Here is a 21,404-nt window from a genome sequence, read left to right on the forward strand (position 1 = left end):
GCCGCGACGCGCTGCCCGCCCCCGCCTGTCCGGCCGGCTCAGGCCGCCTTCGCGCGCTGCGCGCGAGCCCGCCGGTTCGACGCGGCCACCGAATCGGGTTTCGACATCGGCGCGCCGGCCAATCCCGCGATCCACGCGTCGGTCGACATCACGGCCGCGAAATTCGACTGGAACACCACCGTGTACGCACGGTGAATCTCTTCGGCGCTCGCCGCGCCCGCTTCATTCTCGTAAGGCAACGCGCCCGTCGCGTCGTCCAGGTACTCGACCGTCAGCCCCGCATGCGCCGCGTGATAAACCGTCGACGCATTGCAGTTGTGCGTCATGTAGCCGGCCACCGCGAGCGTGTCGATCCCGTGCGCATCGAGCCATGCGGCGAGATCGGTGCCGGCAAACGAACTCGCCTGCGTCTTCTCGATCAGGTGCGCGTACGGCCGGCTCGCGACGACCGCGTGCAGCGCGACGCCGTCGGTGCCGGGCGCGAAGATCGGCGCGCCGGCCGGCGCCACGTGCTGGACGACGATCACGGGCACACCGGCCGCATGTGCGGCGTCGATCGCACGGCCGATGTTCGCGAGCGACACGTCGAGCGGCGGATACTCGATCGGCAGATTGCCCGTCACATATTCGTTCTGGACGTCGATCACGATCAGCGCACGACGGGAAACCGGATGGACGACGGAACGGGAAGCGGAATGCGGGACGGTGTTCGACATGGCAGGCTCCTGGCCCAGGGGCGCGGCCCCGCCCCGGAACGGGACGGCCAGCGGCGCGATGCGATGCATTGTCGGGCCGCATCATGCCTGCAGATAGTGGCCCGATAGTCATTCTTCGATAGAATCGGGCCATCACCATTCCGGAGCCCGTCATGACCGCCGCGTCACCTGCCCCGCCCGTTCCGACCATCGTCGCCGTGATCGCCTACGACGGCATCAGCCCGTTCCACCTGTCGGTGCCGTCCGTCGTGTTCGGCAAGGAACGCGACGCGGCCACATCGCCCGCGTTCGAGTTCCGCGTGTGCTCGGCCGAGCGCGGCCCACTGTCGACGACGGGCGGCTTCACGATCACCGCGCCGTACGGCCTCGACGGGCTCGACGACGCCGACATCGTCATCGTGCCGGCCTGGCGCGACCCGGACGAAGCGCCGCCCGACGTGCTGCTCGACGCCGTCCGCGCGGTCGCCGAACGCGGCGCGCAACTCGTCGGGCTGTGCCTCGGCGCTTACGTGCTCGCCGCGGCCGGCCTGCTCGACGGTCGCCCGGCCACCACGCACTGGGCCTGGGCCGACGATTTCGCCGAACGCTTCCCGCGCGTGAAGCTCGACCCCGACGTGCTGTACGTGGACGACGGCAACCTGATGACGTCGGCCGGCACGGCCGCGGGGCTCGACTGCTGCCTGCACGTCGTGCGGCAGCGCTTCGGCTCGGACGCCGCGAACCAGATCGCGCGCCGCCTCGTGATCCCGCCGCACCGCCAGGGCGGGCAAGCCCAGTACGTGCCGCAGCCGGTCGCAGCGCACCCGCGCGATGCGCGGCTCGCGGGCCTGCTCGACTGGGTGCGCGCGCACCTCGACGCCGCGCACAGCGTCGATTCGCTCGCCGAACGCGTGCTGATGAGCCGGCGCACGTTCACGCGCCACTTCCGCCAGGCAACCGGTACGACCGTCACCGCGTGGCTGCAGGCCGAGCGGCTGGCGCGCGCGCAGCATCTGCTGGAAACCACCGGACAATCGATCGACGCGATCGCGCAGGCGGCCGGCTACGGGTCGAGCGTGTCGCTGCGCCAGCATTTCGCGGGCACGCTCGGCACCTCGCCGTCTGCGTATCGAAGGGAATTTCGCGGCGCCGGAGCCGGTGCCGATGCGGGACGGTAACGCCCGCCGCGCGGGCGGCGGGCCGTGAAGCGGAACGGCGACGCGCGGTCGCTCAGCCGCCGTTGATCCAGCGTGCCGCGTAAAGCAGCAACGCGACGAACACGATCATCGCCGCCCAGGCCCAGACGGGCACCGTGCCGGAACCGCGATGCGGGAGCGCGCTGGCGGCACGCCCGGTCAGCGCGCCGCCGAGGTGCGGCGGCAACGAACGCTTCGTCGCGGCCACCAGCGACGCCGGCCGCAGGAACACATGCTGGCGCCGATGCGCGGCCGAGCGCGCGCGATTCGGCGCGAGTCCATGCTTGGCTTGCACGACCGCGCAGAACTCGCGGAAGAAATCGTCGGTCCATTCGCGCAGCGCATTGTCGATCTGCCGCCCCGGCAGCTCGGCGAGCGGCCCGCTCGCGGTCGCCCAGACCACGTACTCGATGCACGTGGCGTTCTCGTCGTCATCCGGCATCAGCACGAGTTCGACCTGGCCGCGCAGCGCGCCGAGGCCGTCGGCCCGCGCCTTGAAGTTGATCACGCGGCGCGGCTGCCCTTCCGCGTCGCCCTGCTCGCCGGCCGCATGCGCACGCACGTCGTAGCGGGCGCGCAGCGGGCCGAGCGGCACCGTGATCGTCAGCGCGAACTCGTCGTGCGCGAGCTTCACGAACGATTCGCAATGGTCGAAGCTCGCCCGCAGCAATGCGGGATCCTCGAAGGCCTCCCGCACGACAGGCGGCGCGAGCGGTACGCGTAACGTGTCGTTCAGTTCCATGATGCCTCCCCGATGAACACGCGCCGCATCAGGACGTCTCGACGAGACTGTCGATCCGTGCGACATCGAAGGCGACGTAGTGCGCAAGCGCGGCGGCCGCCTCCTTCGGTTCTTCGAAACTCCACGCGGCGTTCTCGATCACGCCGTCTTCCGTCTGCAAGTCGAAATGCACGGCCTCCCCCCTGAACGGGCAGGCGGTCGTCATGCCCGACTTCACGAGCCTGCGCATGTTGACGTCGTGGCGCGGCAGGTAATGGGTGTCCGGCAACCCCGTCACGCGCACGGTCAGCACGCCGTGCGAATCGGCATACGTGATGCCGCGATGGATCACGCGCACGCGATGGCGGTTCGGCACGATTTCAAGACGAGGGTCGGCGGCATCGGACATCGTTTCTCCTTCGGGCGGCCCGGCAGGCAGGCCGGTGGCAGGAAACGAAAAAAGCCACGGCACGCATGCCGTGGCTTTCATTATGGGCGAATCTTCGTCCGATTGCGCGACCCGGGCCGGGGCCGCGTGCGGCGGGCTACTGCGCGCTCCACTGGAACGCGGTTTTCGCGCCGCCCTTCGCGCCGACGGTGACGGCGCGCGACTCGTCGTTGCCCTGGTACGACGCATGCACCGTATAGCGCCCCGGTGGCACCTTCACGAGCATGTACGGCCCGCGCGCGTCGGTTTTCAGCACTTCGGCGCCCTTGCCGTCGACGATCAGCACATGGACGTCGGCCAGGAACTCGCCGCCCTTGCCGGTGAAGCGCAGGGCCAGCGGCCACTTCGGCTCGTTGCGCTGAAACGCCGTCGATTCGTCCTGCCCGACGCCGCCGGACACGAAGGTGACGTCGCCCTGCTGGCGCGCGGCGGGCAAGCCGTCCGACTGCGCGTACGCGCCGGTCGCACCGGCTGCGAGGCCGGCGGCCAACGCCGCGGCGACGGCAAATCGGGACACGTTGCGTAGATATTGCATGGCTCTCTCCTTGGGGTCGGAACACATACAGGGCGCCGCGTCATGCGATCGAACGGCGGCGGCACCCGCCGCGGCCGGCCAGGCCGGCCGTCGGCCGTGGCCGGTCAGCTCAGGTCGACCGGCACGAAGATCTGTGCATTATCGCGCTGGATCAGCAGAGCCAGACTGTTGCCCGCGCCCTTGACCGCATCGCGCAGCTGCTCGGGGCTCGTGACCGGGCGGCCGTTGACCGCGAGGATCACGTCGCCGGGCTGGATGCCCGCGTTGGCTGCCGGGCCGCCTGCCTGCTGCACGATCAGCCCGTGCGACAGGTTGTCGGCACTGCGCTCCTGCGGCGACAGCGGCCGCACCGCGACGCCCAAGCGCCCCTGCTCGACCGGCCCACCGTCATTCGACGCGAGTTTCGCATCGGCCATCGCGCCGAGCGTCACGCTGATCGACTTCTTCGACTTGTCGCGCCAGACCTGCAGATCGGCCTTCGAACCCGGCTTCAGGTTCGCGATCTGCGCGGGCAGCGACGTCGAATCGGCGACCGGCGAACCGTTCACCGACAGGATCACGTCGCCCGGCTGCAAGCCTGCCTTCGCGGCCGGGCCGTTCGGATCGACCGAGCTGACGAGCGCGCCGTCCGGCTTCTGCAGCCCGAACGAACTCGCGAGCGTCTGGTTCAGCCCCTGCACGGCGACGCCGAGGCGGCCGCGGCTCACGTGACCCGTCTTCACGAGCTCGTCCTTCACCTTGATCGCCTCGTTGATCGGGATCGCGAACGACAGGCCCTGGAAGCCGCCCGTCTGCGAGTAGATCATCGAGTTGATGCCGATCACCTCGCCCTGCAGGTTGAACAGCGGGCCGCCCGAGTTGCCCGGGTTCACCGGCACGTCGGTCTGGATGAACGGCGTGTAGTTCTCGTCCGGCAGCGCGCGCGACTTCGCGCTGATGATGCCCGACGTGACCGTGTTGTCGAAGCCGTAAGGCGAACCGATCGCTACGACCCACTGGCCGACCTTGCTCTGGGCCGGATCGCCGATCTTCACGGTCGGCAGGCCGCTCGCGTCGATCTTCAGCACCGCGACGTCGGACTGCTTGTCCGAGCCGACGACCTTCGCCTTGTATTCGCGCTTGTCGGTCAGCTTGACCGTGACGACGTTCGCGCCGTCGATCACGTGCGCATTGGTGAGGATGTACCCGTCGGAGCTGATGACGAAGCCCGAACCGAGGCTCGCGCTCGGCTGGTCGTCCGGCTGCGCGTCGCCGCCCATGCCCGGCATCTGGCCGTAGAAACGCTTGAAGAACTGGTAGAACGGGTCGCTCGGGTCGATCGGCAGTTGCGGCTGCGGCACGCGCCGCGACACCTGCTTCACGACGTGCTTCGCGCTGATGTTCACGACCGCCGGGCCGTAGGTCTCGACGAGCCCGGAGAAATCGGGGATGCCGGTCTTGGCGGCCGCTTCGGCCGGCATCAGCGCGGCCGCCTGTGCGGGCGTGATGATCTGCGGATCGGCGCGGCGGGTGCCGGCGACATAACCTGCCGACAGGGCGGCCGCGACGGCGACCGCGACGGCGCCGCGCGCAAGGAATCGGGTATTCATCGTAGGACCTCCTCTTTGTTAGGACGCAGCGTAACGACCCTGACTTAAAGGAGGCTTAATCAGCCTTAAGTGGGGCTTAAGCGGGCCGCGAGGCCCGCCCGGCGCTGTTCTTCAGGCGGATTCCGGCTCGCGCGGCGCCTGGGCCGGCATCTCGGCGGCGCGAAACACGACGCTGACGAGCAGGCCGCCCGCGGCCGCGTCGCCGAGCGCCACCGTCGCGCCCTGCTGCGCCGCCACGCGCTTGACGATCGCCAGCCCGAGGCCGCTGCCCGACAAGTCGGTGCGCGCCCGCGCGGAGCTGTCGCGGTAGAAGCGGTCGAACACGCGCTCGCGCTCGTCGGCCGGGATGCCCGGCCCGCTGTCGCCAATCTGGACGCACGCGCGGCCGGCCGCGTCGGCGGTCAGCGACACGTCGATGCGGCCGCCGTCCGGCGTGTACTTCACCGCGTTGTCGAGCAGGTTGCCGAACATCACGCGCAGCGCGCCGATATCGGCGACGACACTCGCCGCGCGCGTCTCCTCGAAGCCGAGATCGATATGGCGCCGCTGCGCGAGCGGCGCATGCGCGGCCACGCATTCGGCGAGCAGCGACTGCAGGTCGACCGGTTCGCGCATCGTCGCGCCATCGGGTTCGGCGCGCGCGAGCGCGAGCAACTGCTCGGCAAGCCGTGTCGCGCGCGTGACGCCGTCCTGGAGATCCGCAACCGCCTCGCGGCGCGACGCGTCGTCCTTCGCGCGGGCGACGAGCTGCGCCTGGATCTGTACGGCCGCAAGCGGCGTGCGCAACTCGTGCGCGGCGTCGGCGACGAACGCCTTCTGCGTATCGAGCGCCGCCGCGAGCCGCGCGAGCAGCCCGTTCAATGCACGCACGAGCGGCTGCACCTCGAGCGGCAGACGGCCGTCGGGCAGCGGATCGAGCGCCTCGGGCCGGCGCGCCTCGACCGCGCGCGTCACGCGGCCGAGCGGCGCGAGCCCGCGCCCGACGATCACCCACACGGCCGCGCCGAGGAACGGCAGCAGCACGATCAGCGGCCACAGCGTGCGCAGCGCGACGTTCGCGGCGAGCCGGTTGCGCACCGACAGCGGCTGCGCGAGCTGCACGACGTTGTCGCCGACGATCGCGCCGTACACGCGCCATTCGCCGCGGTCGGTACGTTCGGTCGAGAAACCGAGCTCCGCGCGCGGCGCGATCGGCGCGCGCGGATGCGAGAAGTACATCAGCACGCCGTTGCGGTTCCAGATCTGGATCACGATGCCTTCGTCGCCGTTGGTCCGTGAGCCGAACACCTGCGAGAACGGCTCGGACGGCAGCGCCGCGGCGATTTCCTGCAGCTGGTAGTCGAACAGCTCGTTCGCCTCGGCGAGCGCCTGCCGATAGATGAGCCAGCCCGCGATGCCCACGCCCGCGACGACGATCGCGAGCAGCCAGATCAGCAATTGATGACGAATCGACCTCACGCGTCAGCTTTCCTTGACGACCATGTAGCCGAGCCCGCGCACGTTGCGGATCAGGTCCGAGCCGAGTTTCTTGCGCAGCGCATGGATGTAGACCTCGACCGTATTGCTGCCGATCTCTTCGCCCCAGCCGTACATCTTCTCCTCGAGCTGGCTCTTCGACAGCACCGCGCCGGGCCGCGCGAGCAGCGCCTCGAGCAGCGCGAACTCGCGCGCGGACAGCGCGACCGGCGCGCCGTCGAGCGTCACCTGGTGCGACGCGGGATCGAGCGTCAGCGCGCCGTGGCGGATCAGCGACTCGCTGCGCCCGGCCTGACGGCGGATCAGCGCACGCATCCGCGCGCCCAGCTCGTCGAGGTCGAACGGCTTGACGAGGTAATCGTCGGCGCCTGCGTCGAGCCCCTTCACGCGATCGGCGACCGCGTCGCGCGCGGTGACGATCAGCACGGGCACCGACAGCCCGCGGGCGCGCAGCGTGCGCAGCACGTCGATGCCATCGCGCTTCGGCAGGCCGAGGTCGAGCAGCAGCAGGTCGTACGTCTCGCCGCCGAGCGCCGTGAGCGCCGCGTCGCCGTCCTGCACCCAGTCGACCGCAAAGCCGTCCGAGCGCAGCGCCTTGCGCACGCCCTCGGCAATCATTCGGTCGTCTTCGACAAGCAGAATCCGCATCGGGACAGGCATCCATGGGTCGGGTGAAACACGCCGACCATTGTAGCGCCGCGAATCGCGTGCGCGGCATGTGCGCAACAAAGTGATGCCGCCCTGCCGCACGACACGCGATTTCAGCGGGCATTTGCCCAGTTTCTCTACAATGTGCGCTTGCGCGCGACACGCGCGCCGCCCGAGCCCCTGCCTACCCGTATTCGTCCATGCCGATTTCCACCCTTTCCGCCCGGTTCGCCCCCCGCACCCGTGTCTGCCTGCGTGCAGCCGCCGTCCTCGCCACCTGCACGGCCCTGGCCTTCGCGCCCGCCGCGCAAGCCGGCAAGAAATCCCACAAGCAAGCACGCAAGACCGCCGTCGTGTCGCCGGCCGCGCGCGCGGCCGGCCTGCCGGCGACCGTGCTCGTCGCGCTGCAGCGCGCGAAGGTGCCGGCGTCGGCGATGAGCGTCGTGGTCGAGCGCGTCGGCGATCCGGAACCGCTGATCGCGTGGAATGCGAGCCGGCCGATGCTGCCGGCATCGACGATGAAGCTCGTGACGACCTTCTCGGGCCTGTCGATCCTCGGCCCCGACTTCCGCTGGCGCACGACCGCCTACACGGACGGCACGGTCGACCCCGACGGCACGTTGCAGGGCAACCTGTACATCAAGGGCACCGGCGATCCGAAGCTCGTGCCCGAAGAGTTGATCGACCTCGTCGACAAGATCCGCAAGGCCGGCATCAAGCGCGTGGCCGGCGGCCTCGTGCTCGACAAGAGTTATTTCGCGGCGTCGACGCGCGACCTGCCGTCGTTCGACGACGACGCGAGCGCGCCGTACAACGTCGGCCCCGATCCACTGCTGTACGCCTTCAAGGCCGTGTCGTTCACGGTCACGCCGGGCGACGACGGCAAGGTGGCCGTCGACGTGCTGCCGCCGCTCGCGGACCTGTCGATCGACAACCAGCTGGTCGAAGGCACCGGCTCGTGCAGCGCGGCCGCCGCGGCCGCGCGCCCGACCTTGACGGCCGGCGGCGGGATGATGACCGCGTCGTTCGCCGGCGACTATCCGCTGCGCTGCGGCGCGCACACGACCAACCTCGCGATCCTCGATCACACGACCTTCTTCGCGCGCGGCTTCCTCGCGCTGTGGCAGCAGGACGGCGGCACGATCACGGGGCCCGTGAGCGAAGGCAAGGTGCCGACCACCGCGCGGCCCGTCGCCGTGCATCACAGCCCGGTACTCGGCAGCATCGTCTACGACATCAACAAGTTCAGCAACAACGTGATGGCGCGCAACCTGTTCCTGACGATCGGCGCGGTCAGCGGCAAGCCGCCCGCGACGCCCGAGCAGTCGAGCCGCGCGATCGAGGCGTTCCTGCAGAAGAACGGGATCGCGATGCCCGACCTCGTGCTCGAGAACGGCTCGGGGCTGTCGCGCGAAGAGCACGTGAGCGCGCTGTCGCTCGCCGCACTGCTGCAGGCCGCGAACGCGAGCCCCGTCGCGCAGGCGTTCGTCGATTCGCTGCCGATCGCCGGCATCGACGGCACGATGAAGAACCGCCTCACCAACGCCGGCGTGCTCGGCAACGCGCACATCAAGACCGGCACGCTGCGCGACGTGCGCGCGATCGCCGGCTACGTCGCCGGCGCCGACGGCCAGAGCTACATCGTCGTCAGCTTCATCAACAACGATCACGCGGAAGGCGCGCGCGCCGCGCACGACACGCTGCTCGAATGGATCTACGCGGGCGCGCACTGACGATGCCCCCGCGCGCACGCTCGTGCGCGCACCCCTCATTCCGTGCGCCGGCCGCCACGCATCACGGTCGGCGCACGCGTCCCGTTCCGTCCCCAACCATGCCCATCAATCGGGGCCGCACCGCCCGGCCACGCGCCGCGCGGCTTCCGTAGAAACCCTGTCCTCAGAGGGAACCCTCTACGCTCCCCTCTCGCCTAGCGCGTGGTGTTTGCGTAGGCTGATGGCCTGACTGATATCTACAACGGGCCATACGCCCGGCCTCAAGGCTTGCAGGGGAAAGAAGGAGACACGCCCATGCGATTCGACGTCGAATTGCTTCTGCTCGCGCTGGCGCCCGTCTTCCTGCTCTGCATCGCGTGGGAGGCCTGGCACCTCGCCCGCACACGTGCGCAAGACCATGTCTATGCGTGGCGCGACACGCTGTGCAATGCGGCACTTGCCCTGATGCACCAGGGCGCCGACAAGATCGCATGGCTGTTCGTGATCCCCGTCTACGCGTACTGCTACCAGCACTATCGCCTGTTCACGTGGCACGACGGCTGGCTGTCGTTCGCGGTGCTGTTCGTCGCGCAGGATTTCCTCTATTACGTGTTCCATCGCGCGAGCCATCGCGTGCGCTGGCTGTGGGCCGCGCACGTCGTGCACCACTCGTCCGAGCGGATGAATTTCTCGACCGCGTTCCGCCAGAGCCTGATGTACCCCGTCGCGGGCATGTGGGTGTTCTGGCTGCCGCTCGCGTTCGCCGGCTTTCCGCCGCAGCAGGTCGTCGGCATCGTGCTGATCAACCTCGCGTTCCAGTTCTTCGTGCACACGCAGGCGATCGGCAAGCTCGGCTGGCTCGAATACGTGCTGAACACGCCGTCGATCCACCGCGCGCACCATGCGCGCAACCCGCGCTACATCGACCGCAATTACGCAGGCGTCCTTGTGATCTGGGATCGCCTGTTCGGCAGCTACGTCGAGGAAACGCACGACGACCCGCCGCAGTACGGGATCGTCGAGCGGCTCGGCTCGAACAACCCGCTCGTCGCGACGTTCCACGAGTGGGGGTCGATGGCGGCCGACGCGTTGCGCGTCGACGGATGGCGCAACAAGCTGCGCGCGATTTTCGGCCCGCCCGAGTGGGCGAGCGCTTATCATGCGCAGATCGCCGAGGCCGCGAACCAGGATCCGCGCACCGTGCCGCTCGCGGCTGCGCGTGAACAATAAACCGTTTTAGCCAACGGCCGCCGCGCAGCCCGGAACCGAGCAGGCACGCGGCAGATGAGAAACACATCAGGCCATATCTACGAGGAGATCGAACGATGCAGTCACAACAACAATTCCCGTCGCGCACCCGGCAACGCCTGCTGCGCACCGCACAGGTCGCGATCGCCGGCGCCGCGCTCGCGCTGCTCGCCGCCTGCGGCGGTGGCGACGACAACAACAGCAGTGCATCGAACACGCCGCCGTCGGGCGTGAAGATGCAGATCGTGTCGTTCGGCGACAGCCTGTCCGACGCCGGCACCTACTCGCAGATCAAGCTCGGCTTCGGCGGCGGCCGCTTCACGACCAACCCCGGCCAGGTGTGGACGCAGAACGTCGCGCAATACTATGGCGACACGCTGCAGCCCGCGAACCAGGGCGGCTTCGGCATCCCGCTGCAGGCCACCGGCGGTCTCGGTTATGCGCAGGGCGGCTCGCGCGTGACGCAGCAGCCGGGCATCGGCCATGCGGACGCAAGCGTGCCGAACCCCGACTACGCACAGGCGACCACGACGCCGATCGCCGACCAGGTCAAGCAGTACCTGACGCAGCACGGCAGCTTCAACGGCGGCCAGATCGTGCTGCTGAACGGCGGCGCGAACGACATCTTCTATCAGGTCGCGGCCCTGCAGGCAGGCGCCATCACGCCGACGCAACTGCAGCAGAATATCGGCGCCGCCGCGCAACAGCTCGCGGGCCTGGTTCAGCAGATCGTCGCCTCAGGCGCAACGCACGTGTTCGTGTCGAACGTGCCCGATATCGGCGGCACGCCGCTCGCCCTCCAGGGCGGCACGCAGACGACCCTCACGCAACTGTCGATGCTGTTCAACGGCACGCTCGCCGCCACGCTGCAGGCACTCAAGGTCGACACGACCAAGTACGCACTGCTCGACACGTTCACGTGGCAGGACGGCATCCTCGCGAACTATCAGGCGAACGGCTTCAACGTGTCGAACACCGACACCGCATGCAACCTGAAGGCGATGGTCCAGGCCGCGACGCAGTATGGCGTCGCGAACGCGACCGCGTTCGGCTCGTCGCTGTTCTGCTCGCCGCAGACCTACACGGTGCCCAACGCCGACCAGACCTACATGTTCGCCGACACGGTCCACCCGACGACGCGCCTGCACGCGCTGTTCTCGCAGTTCGTGGAGAAGCAGATCGCGGCAACGGGCGTCGGCAAGTAAGCAGCCGGCCACGCGCCCAAACAAAAACGCCCGACCGGTTTGCCGGTCGGGCGTTTTTTATTCCTGAAGCGCCGGACTTCGTCAGTCGCGCGCTTCGAACGCGGCCGCCGCACGGCCGAGGCGATCGTTGACCGCGATCCATTCGACGGTTTCCGGCAGCTTCTCGACGAGAATGCGCGCGACTTGCGCGCGGTCGAGCGCCCGCAGCATCCCGTACAGATCGCGCGCATAGGCCTGCGGATCTTCCGGTGCCGCGACGAAATGCACGCCGTCGGCCTGTGCCCAGCGTCCCGCACGCGACGCGCGCGCGACGAGCGCGACACGCTCGCCGTCGGTTTGCGCGGCCGCGAGCAGCGGCTCGAGTGCATCGAACGGCAGCAGCGCGAGCGGCGTGCGCGGCGCGTAATGGGCCTTCAGCGTGCCCGACGCGCGCGGCGCGGTTGCGTCGCTGCCGTCCGGCAGCTGAGGCGCGCGGCCGAGCACGTCGGCGATCTGCTGCGGCGTCACGTGGCCCGGTCGCAGCAGCGCCGGGAAGCCGCGCGACAGGTCGAGGATCGTCGATTCGATGCCGACTTCGGATGCGCCGCCGTCGAGCACGTGCACGGTGTCGCCGAATTCGTCACGCACGTGCTGCGCGGTCGTCGGGCTCACATGGCCGAACCGGTTCGCGGACGGCGCGGCAACGCCGCCGTGCCCGCCGCGTCGCGCGCTGAATGCGGCCAGCAGCGCCTGCGCGACCGGATGCGACGGGCAGCGCAGCCCGACCGAATCCTGCCCGCCGCTCACCGCGTCCGGAATGCGCGCATGGCGCTTCAGGATCAGCGTCAGCGGGCCCGGCCAGAATGCATCGATCAGCGCCTGCGCATCGGCCGGCAGCGCGTCGGCCCAGTAGCCCGGATCGCCGCCGGGCGGCAGGTGCACGATCACCGGATGGTTCGCGGGCCGCCCCTTCGCCGCGTAGATGCGCGCGACGGCCTCGGGATTCGCCGCGTCGCCGCCGAGCCCGTAGACGGTTTCGGTCGGAAACGCGACCAGTTGCCCCGCGTCGAGCAGCGCGGCGGCCGCGCCGATCTGCGCGGGCGTCACGGACTTCGGGAGATCGATGGACATCGGCTGGCGCCTCAGTCGAGCGGCACGCGCAGCAACTGCGCGCACGCGGTAGCCGCGGCGACGGCTTCGTCGCGCGTCTGGGCCGTGAAGTTCACGTGGCCCATCTTGCGGCCGACGCGCGCGTCTTCCTTGCCGTACAGGTGCAGGTGCGCAGTCGGCATCGCCGCGACCGTGTCCCACGGCGGCGTGACGGCATCGGCCGCGGCACCGTTCGGGAACCACACGTCGCCGAGGATGTTCAGCATCGCGGCCGGCGAATGCTGGCGCGGGTTGCCGAGCGGCATGCGCGTCATCGCGCGCACCTGCTGCTCGAACTGGCTCGTTGCGCACGCATCGACCGTGTAGTGGCCGGAGTTGTGCGGGCGCGGCGCCATCTCGTTCGCGACGAACGAGCCGTCTTCCAGGACGAAGAATTCGACGCACAGCACGCCGACGTAGCCGAGCGTGTCGGCGATCCGCACGGCCGCCTGCTGCGCCTCTTCGACGCGCGCGGCATCGGCGGCCGGCGCGGGTACGACGGTCAGCGCGAGGATGCCGTTGTGGTGCGCGTTCTGCGCGAGCGGGAACGCGGCCGAGCGGCCGTCCGCGCCGCGCGCGATCAGCGCCGACACTTCGTATTTCAGCGGCAGGCGCTTCTCGAGCACGCACGGCACGCCGCCGAGCGCCGCATGCGCGTCGCGCGCTTCCTGCGCGGTGCTCACGCGCACCTGGCCCTTGCCGTCGTAGCCGAGGCGCGCCGTCTTCAGGATGCCCGGCAGCACCGCGTCGAGCGCGGCATCGTCGAGCGCGGCGAGCGCCGCCGACGATTCGATCACGACGTGCGGCGCGACGGGTACGCCCGATGCCTCGATGAAACGCTTCTCCGCGATCCGGTCCTGCGCGACCGCGACGCAGCGGCCGGCCGGCGCGACGAACGTCGTGCGCGCGAGGAAATCGAGGCTCGCGGCCGGCACGTTCTCGAACTCCGTCGACACCGCTTCGCACAGGTCGGCCAGTTCGGCGAGCGCGGCTTCGTCGTCGTAGGCTGCGCGCACGTGGCGGTCGGCGACCGCGCCGGCGGGGCTCGTCGGATCGGGATCGAGCACGGCGACGCGATAGCCCATCGACTGGGCGGCAAAGCAGAACATGCGGCCGAGCTGGCCACCGCCGACCATGCCCAGCCACGCGCCGGGCAGGATCGGGGAAACGGAATCAGGAGTTGCGGTCATGTCAGTGGTCGGTCGCGGCGGGCGCTGCCCGCCGCAGTGGTAGGTCAGGCAGCCGCGACGCGCGGCCGCCGGTGCGCCGTCATTCCAGCGGCGGCAGCACCATTGCGTGCGCGGCTTCGTTCTGGCGCACGCGGAACGCGGCGAGCCGGTTCGCGTAGTCGACCGACGTGCCGGACAGGATCGACACCGCGAACAGCGCGGCATTCGCGGCGCCGGCCTCGCCGATCGCGAACGTCGCGACCGGCACGCCCTTCGGCATCTGCACGATCGAGTGCAGCGAATCGACACCCTTCAGATACTTGCTCGCGACCGGCACGCCGAGCACCGGCACCGTGGTTTTCGCGGCGAGCATGCCGGGCAGGTGTGCGGCACCGCCGGCGCCCGCGATGATCGCGCGCAGCCCGCGCTCGCGCGCCTTCTCCGCATAGTCGAACATCTCGTCGGGCATCCGGTGCGCGGACACGACCTTCGCTTCGTACGGCACGCCGAATTCCTGCAGGATCGCTACCGCGTGCTTCATCACGTCCCAGTCGGAACTCGAACCCATCAGCACGCCGATGAGCGGCGCGTTGTGCGTGTGGGCGGTCTGGACTTCACTCATTTCGTTATTTCCTGTCGACCAGAGTTAGCGCTTTAGCGCTTACTCTGGTCCCATGCAAAGCGGTCGACCGGAGTTAGTGCTTTAGCACTTACTCCGGTCCCATGCCGTGGCTGGCTGGAGTTGGCGCTTCAGCGCTTACTCCAGCCCCACGGCGGTCGACCAGAGTTGGCGTTCAGCACTCACTCCGGTCCCATCCAAAGCTCGCTCAGGCGAGCGACTGGCCCGTGATGCGCTCGAGCGCTTCCTGGTACTTCGCGGCCGTCTTCTCGACGACGTCGGCCGGCAGCGCCGGCGCCGGTGCCGTCTTGCCCCACGGCTGCGCCTCGAGCCAGTCGCGCACGAACTGCTTGTCGAACGACGGCGGGTTCGTACCGACCTGATACTGGTCGGCCGGCCAGAAGCGCGACGAATCGGCCGTCAGCACTTCGTCCATCAGGAACAGCCTGCCGTGGTTGTCGAGGCCGAATTCGAACTTCGTGTCGGCGATGATGATGCCGCGCGTCGCCGCGTAGTCGGCCGCTTCCTTGTACAGCTTGATCGAGATGTCGCGGATCGTCGCGGCCAGCTCGGTGCCGATGCGGCGCTCGGTTTCCTCGAACGTGATGTTCTCGTCGTGCTCGCCCATCTCGGCCTTCGCGGCCGGCGTGAAGATCGGCTCGGGCAGCTTCTGCGCGTTCTGCAGGCCTTCCGGCAGCTGCACGCCGCACACGGCGCCCGACGCCTGGTATTCCTTCCAGCCGCTGCCGGCCAGGTAGCCGCGCACGACCGCCTCGATCATGATCGGCTCGAGGCGCTTGACGACCACGCCGCGGCCCGTCACCTGCTCGACCTCGTCGGCCGCGACAACTGCTTCCGGCGCGTCGCCCGTCAGGTGGTTCGGCACGATGTGCGCGAGCTTGTCGAACCAGAAGTTCGCCATCTGGTTCAGCACGCGGCCCTTGTTCGGAATCGGCTCGCCCATCACCACGTCGAATGCCGACAGGCGGTCGGTCGTGACGATCAGGAGCTTGTCGTTGCCGACCGCGTAGTTATCGCGGACCTTGCCGCGACCGAGGAGCGGCAGCGAGCGGAGCGTGGATTCGTAAAGGGTAGACATCGTCTTTTCGCAGATAAGGAGCCAAACAAAAAGGGAAACGCCGTTCCCCGCGGCAGGCGGGAACGGCGGTCTTGCAATACGTCGGCGAACCGGCCGGGCGACTGCGCCCGGGCGGCTGCCGGCCGGCCCTCGTTCGGCCGGACGGTACGGCTGCCTGGGGCCGGATCAAGTCCGGCCTGGCTGCCCGCCCCTGCCTTGCGGAAGATTCGGGCGGGGCAATCGTACTACAGTCTCAGCGCACGACCTGCGCGAGCGCGCCGGACTTGTACTGCTCGGCGATCTTGTCGAGCGACACCGGCTTGATCTTGCCGGCCTGGCCTTCGCAGCCGAACGCGAGGTAACGGTCGACGCAAACCTGCTTCGCCGCTTCGCGCGCGGGCTTCAGGTAGTCGCGCGGATCGAACTTGCCCGGGTTCTCGAACAGGTAACGACGGATCGCGCCGGTGATCGCGAGACGCAGGTCGGTGTCGATGTTGATCTTGCGCACGCCGTGCTTGATGCCTTCCTGGATTTCCTCGACCGGCACGCCGTAGGTTTCCTTCATGTCGCCGCCGAATTCGCGGATCTCGGCCAGCAGTTCCTGCGGCACCGACGACGAACCGTGCATCACGAGGTGCGTGTTCGGGATGCGTGCGTGGATTTCCTTGATGCGCTGGATCGACAGGATGTCGCCCGTCGGCTTCTTCGAGAACTTGTACGCGCCGTGCGACGTGCCGATCGCGATCGCGAGCGCATCGCACTGCGTCAGCTTCACGAAGTCGGCGGCCTGCTCCGGATCGGTCAGCAGCTGCTCGCGGGTCATCGTGCCTTCCGCGCCATGGCCGTCTTCCTTGTCGCCCTTCATCGTCTCGAGCGAGCCGAGCACGCCGAGTTCGGCTTCGACCGTCACGCCGATCGAGTGCGCCATCTCGACGACCTTGCGCGACACGTCGACGTTGTACTCGTACGACGCGACCGTCTTGCCGTCGGCTTCGAGCGAACCGTCCATCATCACGCTCGTGAAGCCGCTGCGGATCGCGCCCATGCAGACGGCCGGCGACTGGCCGTGATCCTGGTGCATCACGACCGGGATGTGCGGGTACGACTCGACCGCTGCTTCGATCAGGTGGCGCAGGAACGGCTCGCCCGCGTACTTACGCGCGCCGGCCGATGCCTGCATGATCACGGGCGCGCCGACCTGGTCCGCCGCAGCCATGATCGCCTGGACCTGCTCCAGGTTGTTCACGTTGAAGGCCGGCAGGCCGTAACCGTGCTCTGCCGCGTGGTCCAGCAATTGACGCATTGATACGAGAGGCATTGTGGAACTCCTTGGAATGAAAACCGGTGCGCCCTGACGCCGGCGCGGCGCTCGCTCCCGGTCAAACCGGGGTGGCGCGGCGCGGCTGAGCGTCGAATAGCCGCATTTTATCGCGAAGCGCCTCCGATTCCGACCGCCCGGTGACGCCCACTCGCAATTTGTTACGTTCGCACGGCACAATTCGGGCAAAAAAGAGAAAAAAGCCGCGCGGGGCTTCGGACCCCGCGCGGCTTTTGCGTGAAAAACAGTGCCCGATCGAATGGGGTCGACCGGATCGCCGGACCGCCGACCCGCCGGCCCGCAGGCCGGTCAGGTGCTCAATCGGCGCTCAATAGTGCTCGCCGACCCGCACGATCTTCAGCGTGTTGGTGCCGCCCGCCTGCCCCATCGGCTCGCCGACGGTCAGCACGACCATGTCGCCGTGCTGCACGTAACCTTGCTTGACGACGATCTCGAGCGCCGCCTGCAGCGCCGAGTCGCGGTCGCTGTTGAATTCGACGTGCAGCGGCGTCACGTTGCGGTACAGCGCCATCGTGCGCTCGCTGCCGACCCGCGGCGTCAGCGCGAAGATCGGCACGTGCGTGTAGTGACGCGACATCCACAGCGCGGTCGCGCCCGATTCGGTCAGCGCGATGATCGCCTTCGCGCCCAGGTGGTACGCGGTGAACAGCGCGCCCATCGCGATCGACTGGTCGATGCGCGTGAACGTGCGGTCGAGGAAATCCTTGTCCAGCTCGACGTGCTCCGACTTTTCCGCCTCGACGCACACAGCCGCCATCGTCTCGATCGTGACGACCGGGTACTTGCCGGCAGCCGTCTCGGCCGACAGCATCACCGCGTCAGTGCCGTCGAGCACCGCGTTCGCGACGTCCGACACTTCCGCGCGGGTCGGCACGGGCGCGTAGATCATCGATTCCATCATCTGCGTCGCGGTGATCACGAGCTTGTTCGACTCGCGCGCCATCCGGATCATCCGCTTCTGCAGCGCCGGCACGGCCGCGTTGCCCACTTCCACCGCGAGGTCGCCGCGCGCGACCATGATGCCGTCGGACGCGTCGAGGATGCTCTGCAGCGCCGGGATCGCCTCCGCGCGCTCGATCTTCGCGATCATCTTCGGCTTGATGCCGTACGGCGCACCCGCGATGTTCGCGAGCTGACGCGCCATTTCCATGTCGGTCGCGTTCTTCGGGAACGACACCGCGACGAGGTCCGCGCCGAGCGACATCGCGGTGCGGATGTCTTCCATGTCCTTCGCCGTCAGCGCGGGCGCCGACAGGCCGCCGCCCTGGCGGTTGATCCCCTTGTTGTTCGACAGCTCGCCGCCCACCTTGACGGTCGTGTGGATCTCGTCGCCGAGCACGCGCTCGACGGTCAGCACGATCAGGCCGTCGTTCAGCAGCAGCAGGTCGCCCGGGCGCAGGTCGCGCGGCAGTTCCTTGTAGTCGAGGCCGACGCGCTCGTCGTTGCCGAGCTCGCAAGCCGCGTCGAGGATGAACGGCTGCCCCGGCACGAGCGTGGTCTTGCCGTTCTCGAACTTGCCGACGCGGATCTTCGGGCCCTGGAGGTCGGCCATGATCGCGATCTCGCGGCCGACCTTGCGGGCGGCCTCGCGCACCATCTCGGCGCGCTGGCGGTGATCGTCGGCCGTGCCGTGCGAAAAATTGAGCCGCACGACGTCGAGGCCCGCCTGCATCATCTGCAGCAGAATCTCCGGCGAACTGGAAGCCGGGCCGATCGTGGCGACTATCTTGGTGGCGCGCTGCATGAAACTCCTCATCTGGATCAAGGTGGATGCGCTGGGTGAAACGCTGCGAGAGCCGGAAGCGGCGGGCCCAGCGGCGGCCGTTCCGGGGGGCGTGCCGGTGCTTGCGCCCGGCATCGCTTTGTTCTGAATTTCGTGGTGCTGCACGGCCGCGTCGCCGGCGGCCGCCGGTGCGCGCGGGGCGGTGTTCGCCCGCGCGGGCGCGCGTTTGCGCTTGCCCGCGCCGGCCGGCTGCTCCGCTTTCGCGGAGCGCGCGGCCTTCGTCACCCCTGCGCGCGCCGCCACGCTCAGGCCGCCCGCGTTTCGAGCACTTCCACCGCCGGCAGCTTCTTCCCCTCGAGGAACTCGAGGAAGGCGCCGCCGCCCGTCGAGATGTAGCTGACCTGGTCGTGGATGCCGTACTTCGCGATGGCCGCGAGCGTGTCGCCGCCGCCCGCGATCGAGAACGCGGAAGACTTGGCGATCGCTTCCGCGAGCGTCTTGGTGCCGTTGCCGAACTGGTCGAACTCGAACACGCCGACCGGGCCGTTCCACACGATCGTGCCGGCCTTCTCGAGCTGGCTCGCGAGCGCCTTGGCGGTATCCGGGCCGATGTCGAGGATCATGTCGTCCGCTTCGATGTCGGCGACCTGCTTCACCGTGGCCACGGCCGTCGGCGAGAATTCCTTGGCCGTCACGACGTCGGTCGGGATCGGCACCGACGCGCCGCGCTTGCGCGCTTCGTCGATGATCGCCTTCGCGTCGCCGACGAGGTCGGTTTCCGCGAGCGACTTGCCGATCGGCAGACCGGCCGCGAGCATGAACGTGTTCGCGATGCCGCCGCCGACGATCAGCTGGTCGACCTTCTCGGCCAGCGACTTCAGGATCGTCAGCTTGGTCGACACCTTCGAGCCGGCGACGATCGCCACCAGCGGGCGGGCCGGGTTGCCGAGCGCCTTGCCGAGCGCGTCGAGTTCGGCGGCCAGCAGCGGGCCCGCGCACGCGACCGGCGCGTACTTCGCGATCCCGTGCGTGGTCGCTTCCGCGCGGTGCGCGGTGCCGAACGCGTCGTTCACGTACACGTCGCAGAGCTTCGCCATCTTCTGCGCGAGCTCGTCCGAATTCTTCTTCTCGCCCTTGTTCACGCGGCAGTTCTCGAGCAGCACGACCTGGCCCGGCGCAACGTTCACGCCGTTTTCGACCCAGTTCGAGACGAGCGGCACGTCGCGGCCGAGCAGCTCGGCGAGGCGCTTCGCGACGGGCGCGAGCGAGTCTTCCGGCTTGAATTCGCCTTCGGTCGGACGGCCGAGGTGCGACGTGACCATCACGGCCGCGCCGGCGTCGAGCGCGGCCTGGATGGCCGGCACGGACGCGCGCACGCGGGTGTCCTCGGTGATGTTGCCCTGGTCGTCCTGCGGGACGTTCAGGTCGGCGCGGATGAACACCCGCTTGCCGGCGAGCTGGCCGGCGGCGATCAGGTCGGTAAGACGCTTGACTTGGCTCATGTTGAACAGATTGAAGTAGTGGATGGGGAAAGGGGGTTCACGCTGGATGTGCGCGGGCTGCCGCGAAAGGGCGCCGGATGCGGCCGTGGCTGGCGGTTCGCATGACGCGCACGGGTAAAAAATCTCGAACGGGCATTCTAGCCGATCCACCCGGCAGACTGACCCGTGCGGCGGCGAATTCCGCCTATTTGGGATCGCGTGCGGGAACGGACACATTGCCGCAATGCAGCAATGCACCCGCGCGGGCGGCAGGCGCCCGGCCGGCCGGAACGGCGGCCCATCAGAAGATCAGGCGCAGCACGGTGAAGACGAGCATCCCGACGACGATCGTACCGAGCATGCTGCGCCGCCACAAAAACCAGCCGAGGCCGGCGAGCGCCGCGTAGAACGGATGGTTGGACAGCGCGAACGACAGCCCGGCGGGCGTTTCGAGCACGTCGGGCAGCACGACGGCGACGAGCGCGGCCGCCGGCGCGTAGCGCAGCGCGCGCTGCGCGCGTTCGGGCAGCACGGTGCGCTCGCCGCCGATCAGGAACAGCGCGCGCGTGACAGCCGTGACGATCGTCATCCCGACGATGACGATCCAGATCTCCGTCGCGCTCATTCGATCTCCTTTTCGTGCACGGTTTCGGTGCGGATGCGCCGCCAGTCGGCCCGTTCGACGAAGAAATCGGCCGAGCAGCCGGCCGCGAGCGCGGCGAGCACCGCCAGCGGCAGCGCGAGCCGGTACGGCAGGTCGAACGCGACGAGCGACACGATGCCCGCGACCGCGACGGCCGCGAGCGTCGAGCGGTTCGCGACCGCCGACACCATGATCGGGATCAGCGCGAGCGTGCCGGCCAGCTCGAGGCCCCAGCTCGCGGGGAAGAAGCTCGCGAGCAGGATGCCGGCGAGCGACGACACCTGCCACGACACCCAGCTCGCGAGCGCCATCCCCCAGAAATACGCTTCCTTGCCCGGCACCTGGCCGTATGCGAAGCCCTGCTTCTGGAACAGCAGGTAGATCACGTCGCCATTGAAATAGCCGATCGCGAGACGCCGCCACAGCGGCAGGTAGGAAAAATGGGGAGCAAGCCCGGCGCTGAAGATCACGAAGCGCGTGTTGACCATCGCGGCCGTGAGCAGCACGGTCCAGATCGGCAGCTTCGCCGCGAGGAGCGGCAGCACCGCGAGCTGCGACGAGCCCGCGTAGACGAGCAGCGACATCGCGCTCGCCTGCCCGAGCGTCATGACCGACTTGCTCATCGCGATGCCGGTGACGAGCCCCCAGGACAGGATCGCCATCAGTGTCGGGGAATAGTCGCGCGCGCCCTGGATCAGCGCGAAGCGGTCGGTGGCGGACAATCGAGCGAGCATGGGAAAGCGGGCCGCAG

Annotated in this window: 21 protein-coding genes; 5 read left to right on the forward strand and 16 right to left on the reverse strand. The window is 68.9% G+C overall.

The window, feature by feature from the left end:
* Positions 1-38: 38 nt before the first annotated feature.
* Complete coding sequence (locus tag ACN22W_RS14580) at positions 39-716, reverse strand: cysteine hydrolase family protein (protein WP_419685212.1); 678 nt, start codon at positions 714-716, stop codon at positions 39-41.
* Positions 717-868: 152 nt separating this feature from the next.
* Between ACN22W_RS14580 and ACN22W_RS14585 the strand changes: the two genes are divergently transcribed.
* Positions 869-1,873, forward strand: a complete 1,005-nt coding sequence (locus ACN22W_RS14585) for a helix-turn-helix domain-containing protein (protein ID WP_419685214.1) — start codon at positions 869-871, stop codon at positions 1,871-1,873.
* A gap of 52 nt (positions 1,874-1,925) precedes the next feature.
* Here the strand turns inward: ACN22W_RS14585 and ACN22W_RS14590 are convergent, their stop codons facing one another.
* From ACN22W_RS14590 to ACN22W_RS14615, 6 genes are all read right to left on the reverse strand, one after another.
* Positions 1,926-2,633: a CoxG family protein gene (locus ACN22W_RS14590; protein ID WP_419685216.1), complete on the reverse strand. Its 708-nt coding sequence runs from the start codon at positions 2,631-2,633 to the stop codon at positions 1,926-1,928.
* A 28-nt stretch (positions 2,634-2,661) separates the two neighbouring features.
* Complete coding sequence (locus ACN22W_RS14595; protein WP_129512859.1) at positions 2,662-3,021, reverse strand: DUF427 domain-containing protein; 360 nt, start codon at positions 3,019-3,021, stop codon at positions 2,662-2,664.
* A gap of 136 nt (positions 3,022-3,157) precedes the next feature.
* The gene (locus tag ACN22W_RS14600; protein WP_129512860.1) at positions 3,158-3,595 is read right to left on the reverse strand and encodes a carboxypeptidase-like regulatory domain-containing protein; all 438 of its coding nucleotides are present in this window, start codon (positions 3,593-3,595) and stop codon (positions 3,158-3,160) included.
* Between the two features lie 104 nt (positions 3,596-3,699).
* Positions 3,700-5,184, reverse strand: a complete 1,485-nt coding sequence (locus ACN22W_RS14605) for a DegQ family serine endoprotease (RefSeq protein ID WP_412023111.1) — start codon at positions 5,182-5,184, stop codon at positions 3,700-3,702.
* Between the two features lie 111 nt (positions 5,185-5,295).
* Complete coding sequence (locus ACN22W_RS14610) at positions 5,296-6,642, reverse strand: ATP-binding protein (protein WP_412023110.1); 1,347 nt, start codon at positions 6,640-6,642, stop codon at positions 5,296-5,298.
* Positions 6,643-6,645: 3 nt separating this feature from the next.
* Positions 6,646-7,308, reverse strand: coding sequence for a response regulator (locus ACN22W_RS14615; protein WP_419685219.1), 663 nt, complete (start codon positions 7,306-7,308; stop codon positions 6,646-6,648).
* A 200-nt stretch (positions 7,309-7,508) separates the two neighbouring features.
* Between ACN22W_RS14615 and dacB the strand changes: the two genes are divergently transcribed.
* The 3 genes from dacB (at position 7,509) to ACN22W_RS14630 (ending at position 11,473) form a co-directional block, all read left to right on the forward strand.
* The gene (dacB, locus tag ACN22W_RS14620; protein ID WP_419685221.1) at positions 7,509-9,041 is read left to right on the forward strand and encodes a D-alanyl-D-alanine carboxypeptidase/D-alanyl-D-alanine-endopeptidase; all 1,533 of its coding nucleotides are present in this window, start codon (positions 7,509-7,511) and stop codon (positions 9,039-9,041) included.
* 294 nt (positions 9,042-9,335) lie between these two features.
* On the forward strand, positions 9,336-10,250 hold the full coding sequence (locus ACN22W_RS14625) for a sterol desaturase family protein (protein ID WP_343494791.1): 915 nt from the start codon (positions 9,336-9,338) through the stop codon (positions 10,248-10,250).
* 95 nt (positions 10,251-10,345) lie between these two features.
* Positions 10,346-11,473 (forward strand): SGNH/GDSL hydrolase family protein, encoded by a 1,128-nt coding sequence (locus ACN22W_RS14630; RefSeq protein ID WP_193098959.1) that lies wholly within the window; start codon positions 10,346-10,348, stop codon positions 11,471-11,473.
* 81 nt (positions 11,474-11,554) lie between these two features.
* Here ACN22W_RS14630 and ACN22W_RS14635 read toward each other — a convergent pair whose 3' ends face one another.
* The 6 genes from ACN22W_RS14635 to pyk form a co-directional block, all read right to left on the reverse strand.
* The gene (locus tag ACN22W_RS14635) at positions 11,555-12,583 is read right to left on the reverse strand and encodes an L-threonylcarbamoyladenylate synthase (RefSeq protein WP_129512866.1); all 1,029 of its coding nucleotides are present in this window, start codon (positions 12,581-12,583) and stop codon (positions 11,555-11,557) included.
* Between the two features lie 11 nt (positions 12,584-12,594).
* Positions 12,595-13,791 (reverse strand): 5-(carboxyamino)imidazole ribonucleotide synthase, encoded by a 1,197-nt coding sequence (locus tag ACN22W_RS14640; protein WP_193098961.1) that lies wholly within the window; start codon positions 13,789-13,791, stop codon positions 12,595-12,597.
* A gap of 79 nt (positions 13,792-13,870) precedes the next feature.
* Positions 13,871-14,392 carry a 5-(carboxyamino)imidazole ribonucleotide mutase gene (purE, locus tag ACN22W_RS14645; protein WP_412023107.1) on the reverse strand — a complete coding sequence of 174 codons (522 nt, stop codon included), beginning with the start codon at positions 14,390-14,392 and terminating at the stop codon, positions 13,871-13,873.
* Positions 14,393-14,597: 205 nt separating this feature from the next.
* The gene (locus ACN22W_RS14650; protein ID WP_048242647.1) at positions 14,598-15,488 is read right to left on the reverse strand and encodes a phosphoribosylaminoimidazolesuccinocarboxamide synthase; all 891 of its coding nucleotides are present in this window, start codon (positions 15,486-15,488) and stop codon (positions 14,598-14,600) included.
* A gap of 232 nt (positions 15,489-15,720) precedes the next feature.
* The gene (fba, locus tag ACN22W_RS14655) at positions 15,721-16,785 is read right to left on the reverse strand and encodes a class II fructose-bisphosphate aldolase (RefSeq protein ID WP_047898922.1); all 1,065 of its coding nucleotides are present in this window, start codon (positions 16,783-16,785) and stop codon (positions 15,721-15,723) included.
* Between the two features lie 328 nt (positions 16,786-17,113).
* Positions 17,114-18,550, reverse strand: coding sequence for a pyruvate kinase (gene pyk, locus ACN22W_RS14660; protein ID WP_048242793.1), 1,437 nt, complete (start codon positions 18,548-18,550; stop codon positions 17,114-17,116).
* Here pyk and ACN22W_RS14665 point away from each other — a divergent pair.
* A complete protein-coding gene (locus tag ACN22W_RS14665) occupies positions 18,549-18,677 on the forward strand; it encodes a hypothetical protein (protein ID WP_021164118.1) in 129 nt (42 codons plus the stop codon). The two genes, pyk and ACN22W_RS14665, sit on opposite strands and share 2 nt — an antisense overlap.
* Positions 18,678-18,834: 157 nt before the next feature.
* Here the strand turns inward: ACN22W_RS14665 and ACN22W_RS14670 are convergent, their stop codons facing one another.
* The 3 genes from ACN22W_RS14670 to ACN22W_RS14680 all read right to left on the reverse strand — a co-directional run bounded on the left by ACN22W_RS14670 (position 18,835) and on the right by ACN22W_RS14680 (position 21,387).
* Positions 18,835-20,031, reverse strand: a complete 1,197-nt coding sequence (locus tag ACN22W_RS14670) for a phosphoglycerate kinase (RefSeq protein ID WP_419685226.1) — start codon at positions 20,029-20,031, stop codon at positions 18,835-18,837.
* 280 nt (positions 20,032-20,311) lie between these two features.
* Positions 20,312-20,635 carry an AzlD domain-containing protein gene (locus tag ACN22W_RS14675; protein ID WP_059511805.1) on the reverse strand — a complete coding sequence of 108 codons (324 nt, stop codon included), beginning with the start codon at positions 20,633-20,635 and terminating at the stop codon, positions 20,312-20,314.
* Complete coding sequence (locus tag ACN22W_RS14680) at positions 20,632-21,387, reverse strand: AzlC family ABC transporter permease (RefSeq protein WP_048242650.1); 756 nt, start codon at positions 21,385-21,387, stop codon at positions 20,632-20,634. The genes ACN22W_RS14675 and ACN22W_RS14680 overlap by 4 nt, the downstream gene beginning before the upstream one ends.
* Positions 21,388-21,404 lie beyond the last annotated feature (17 nt).

Source organism: Burkholderia theae, from assembly GCF_048565265.1.
GTDB classification, from domain to species: Bacteria; Pseudomonadota; Gammaproteobacteria; order Burkholderiales; family Burkholderiaceae; genus Burkholderia; species Burkholderia theae.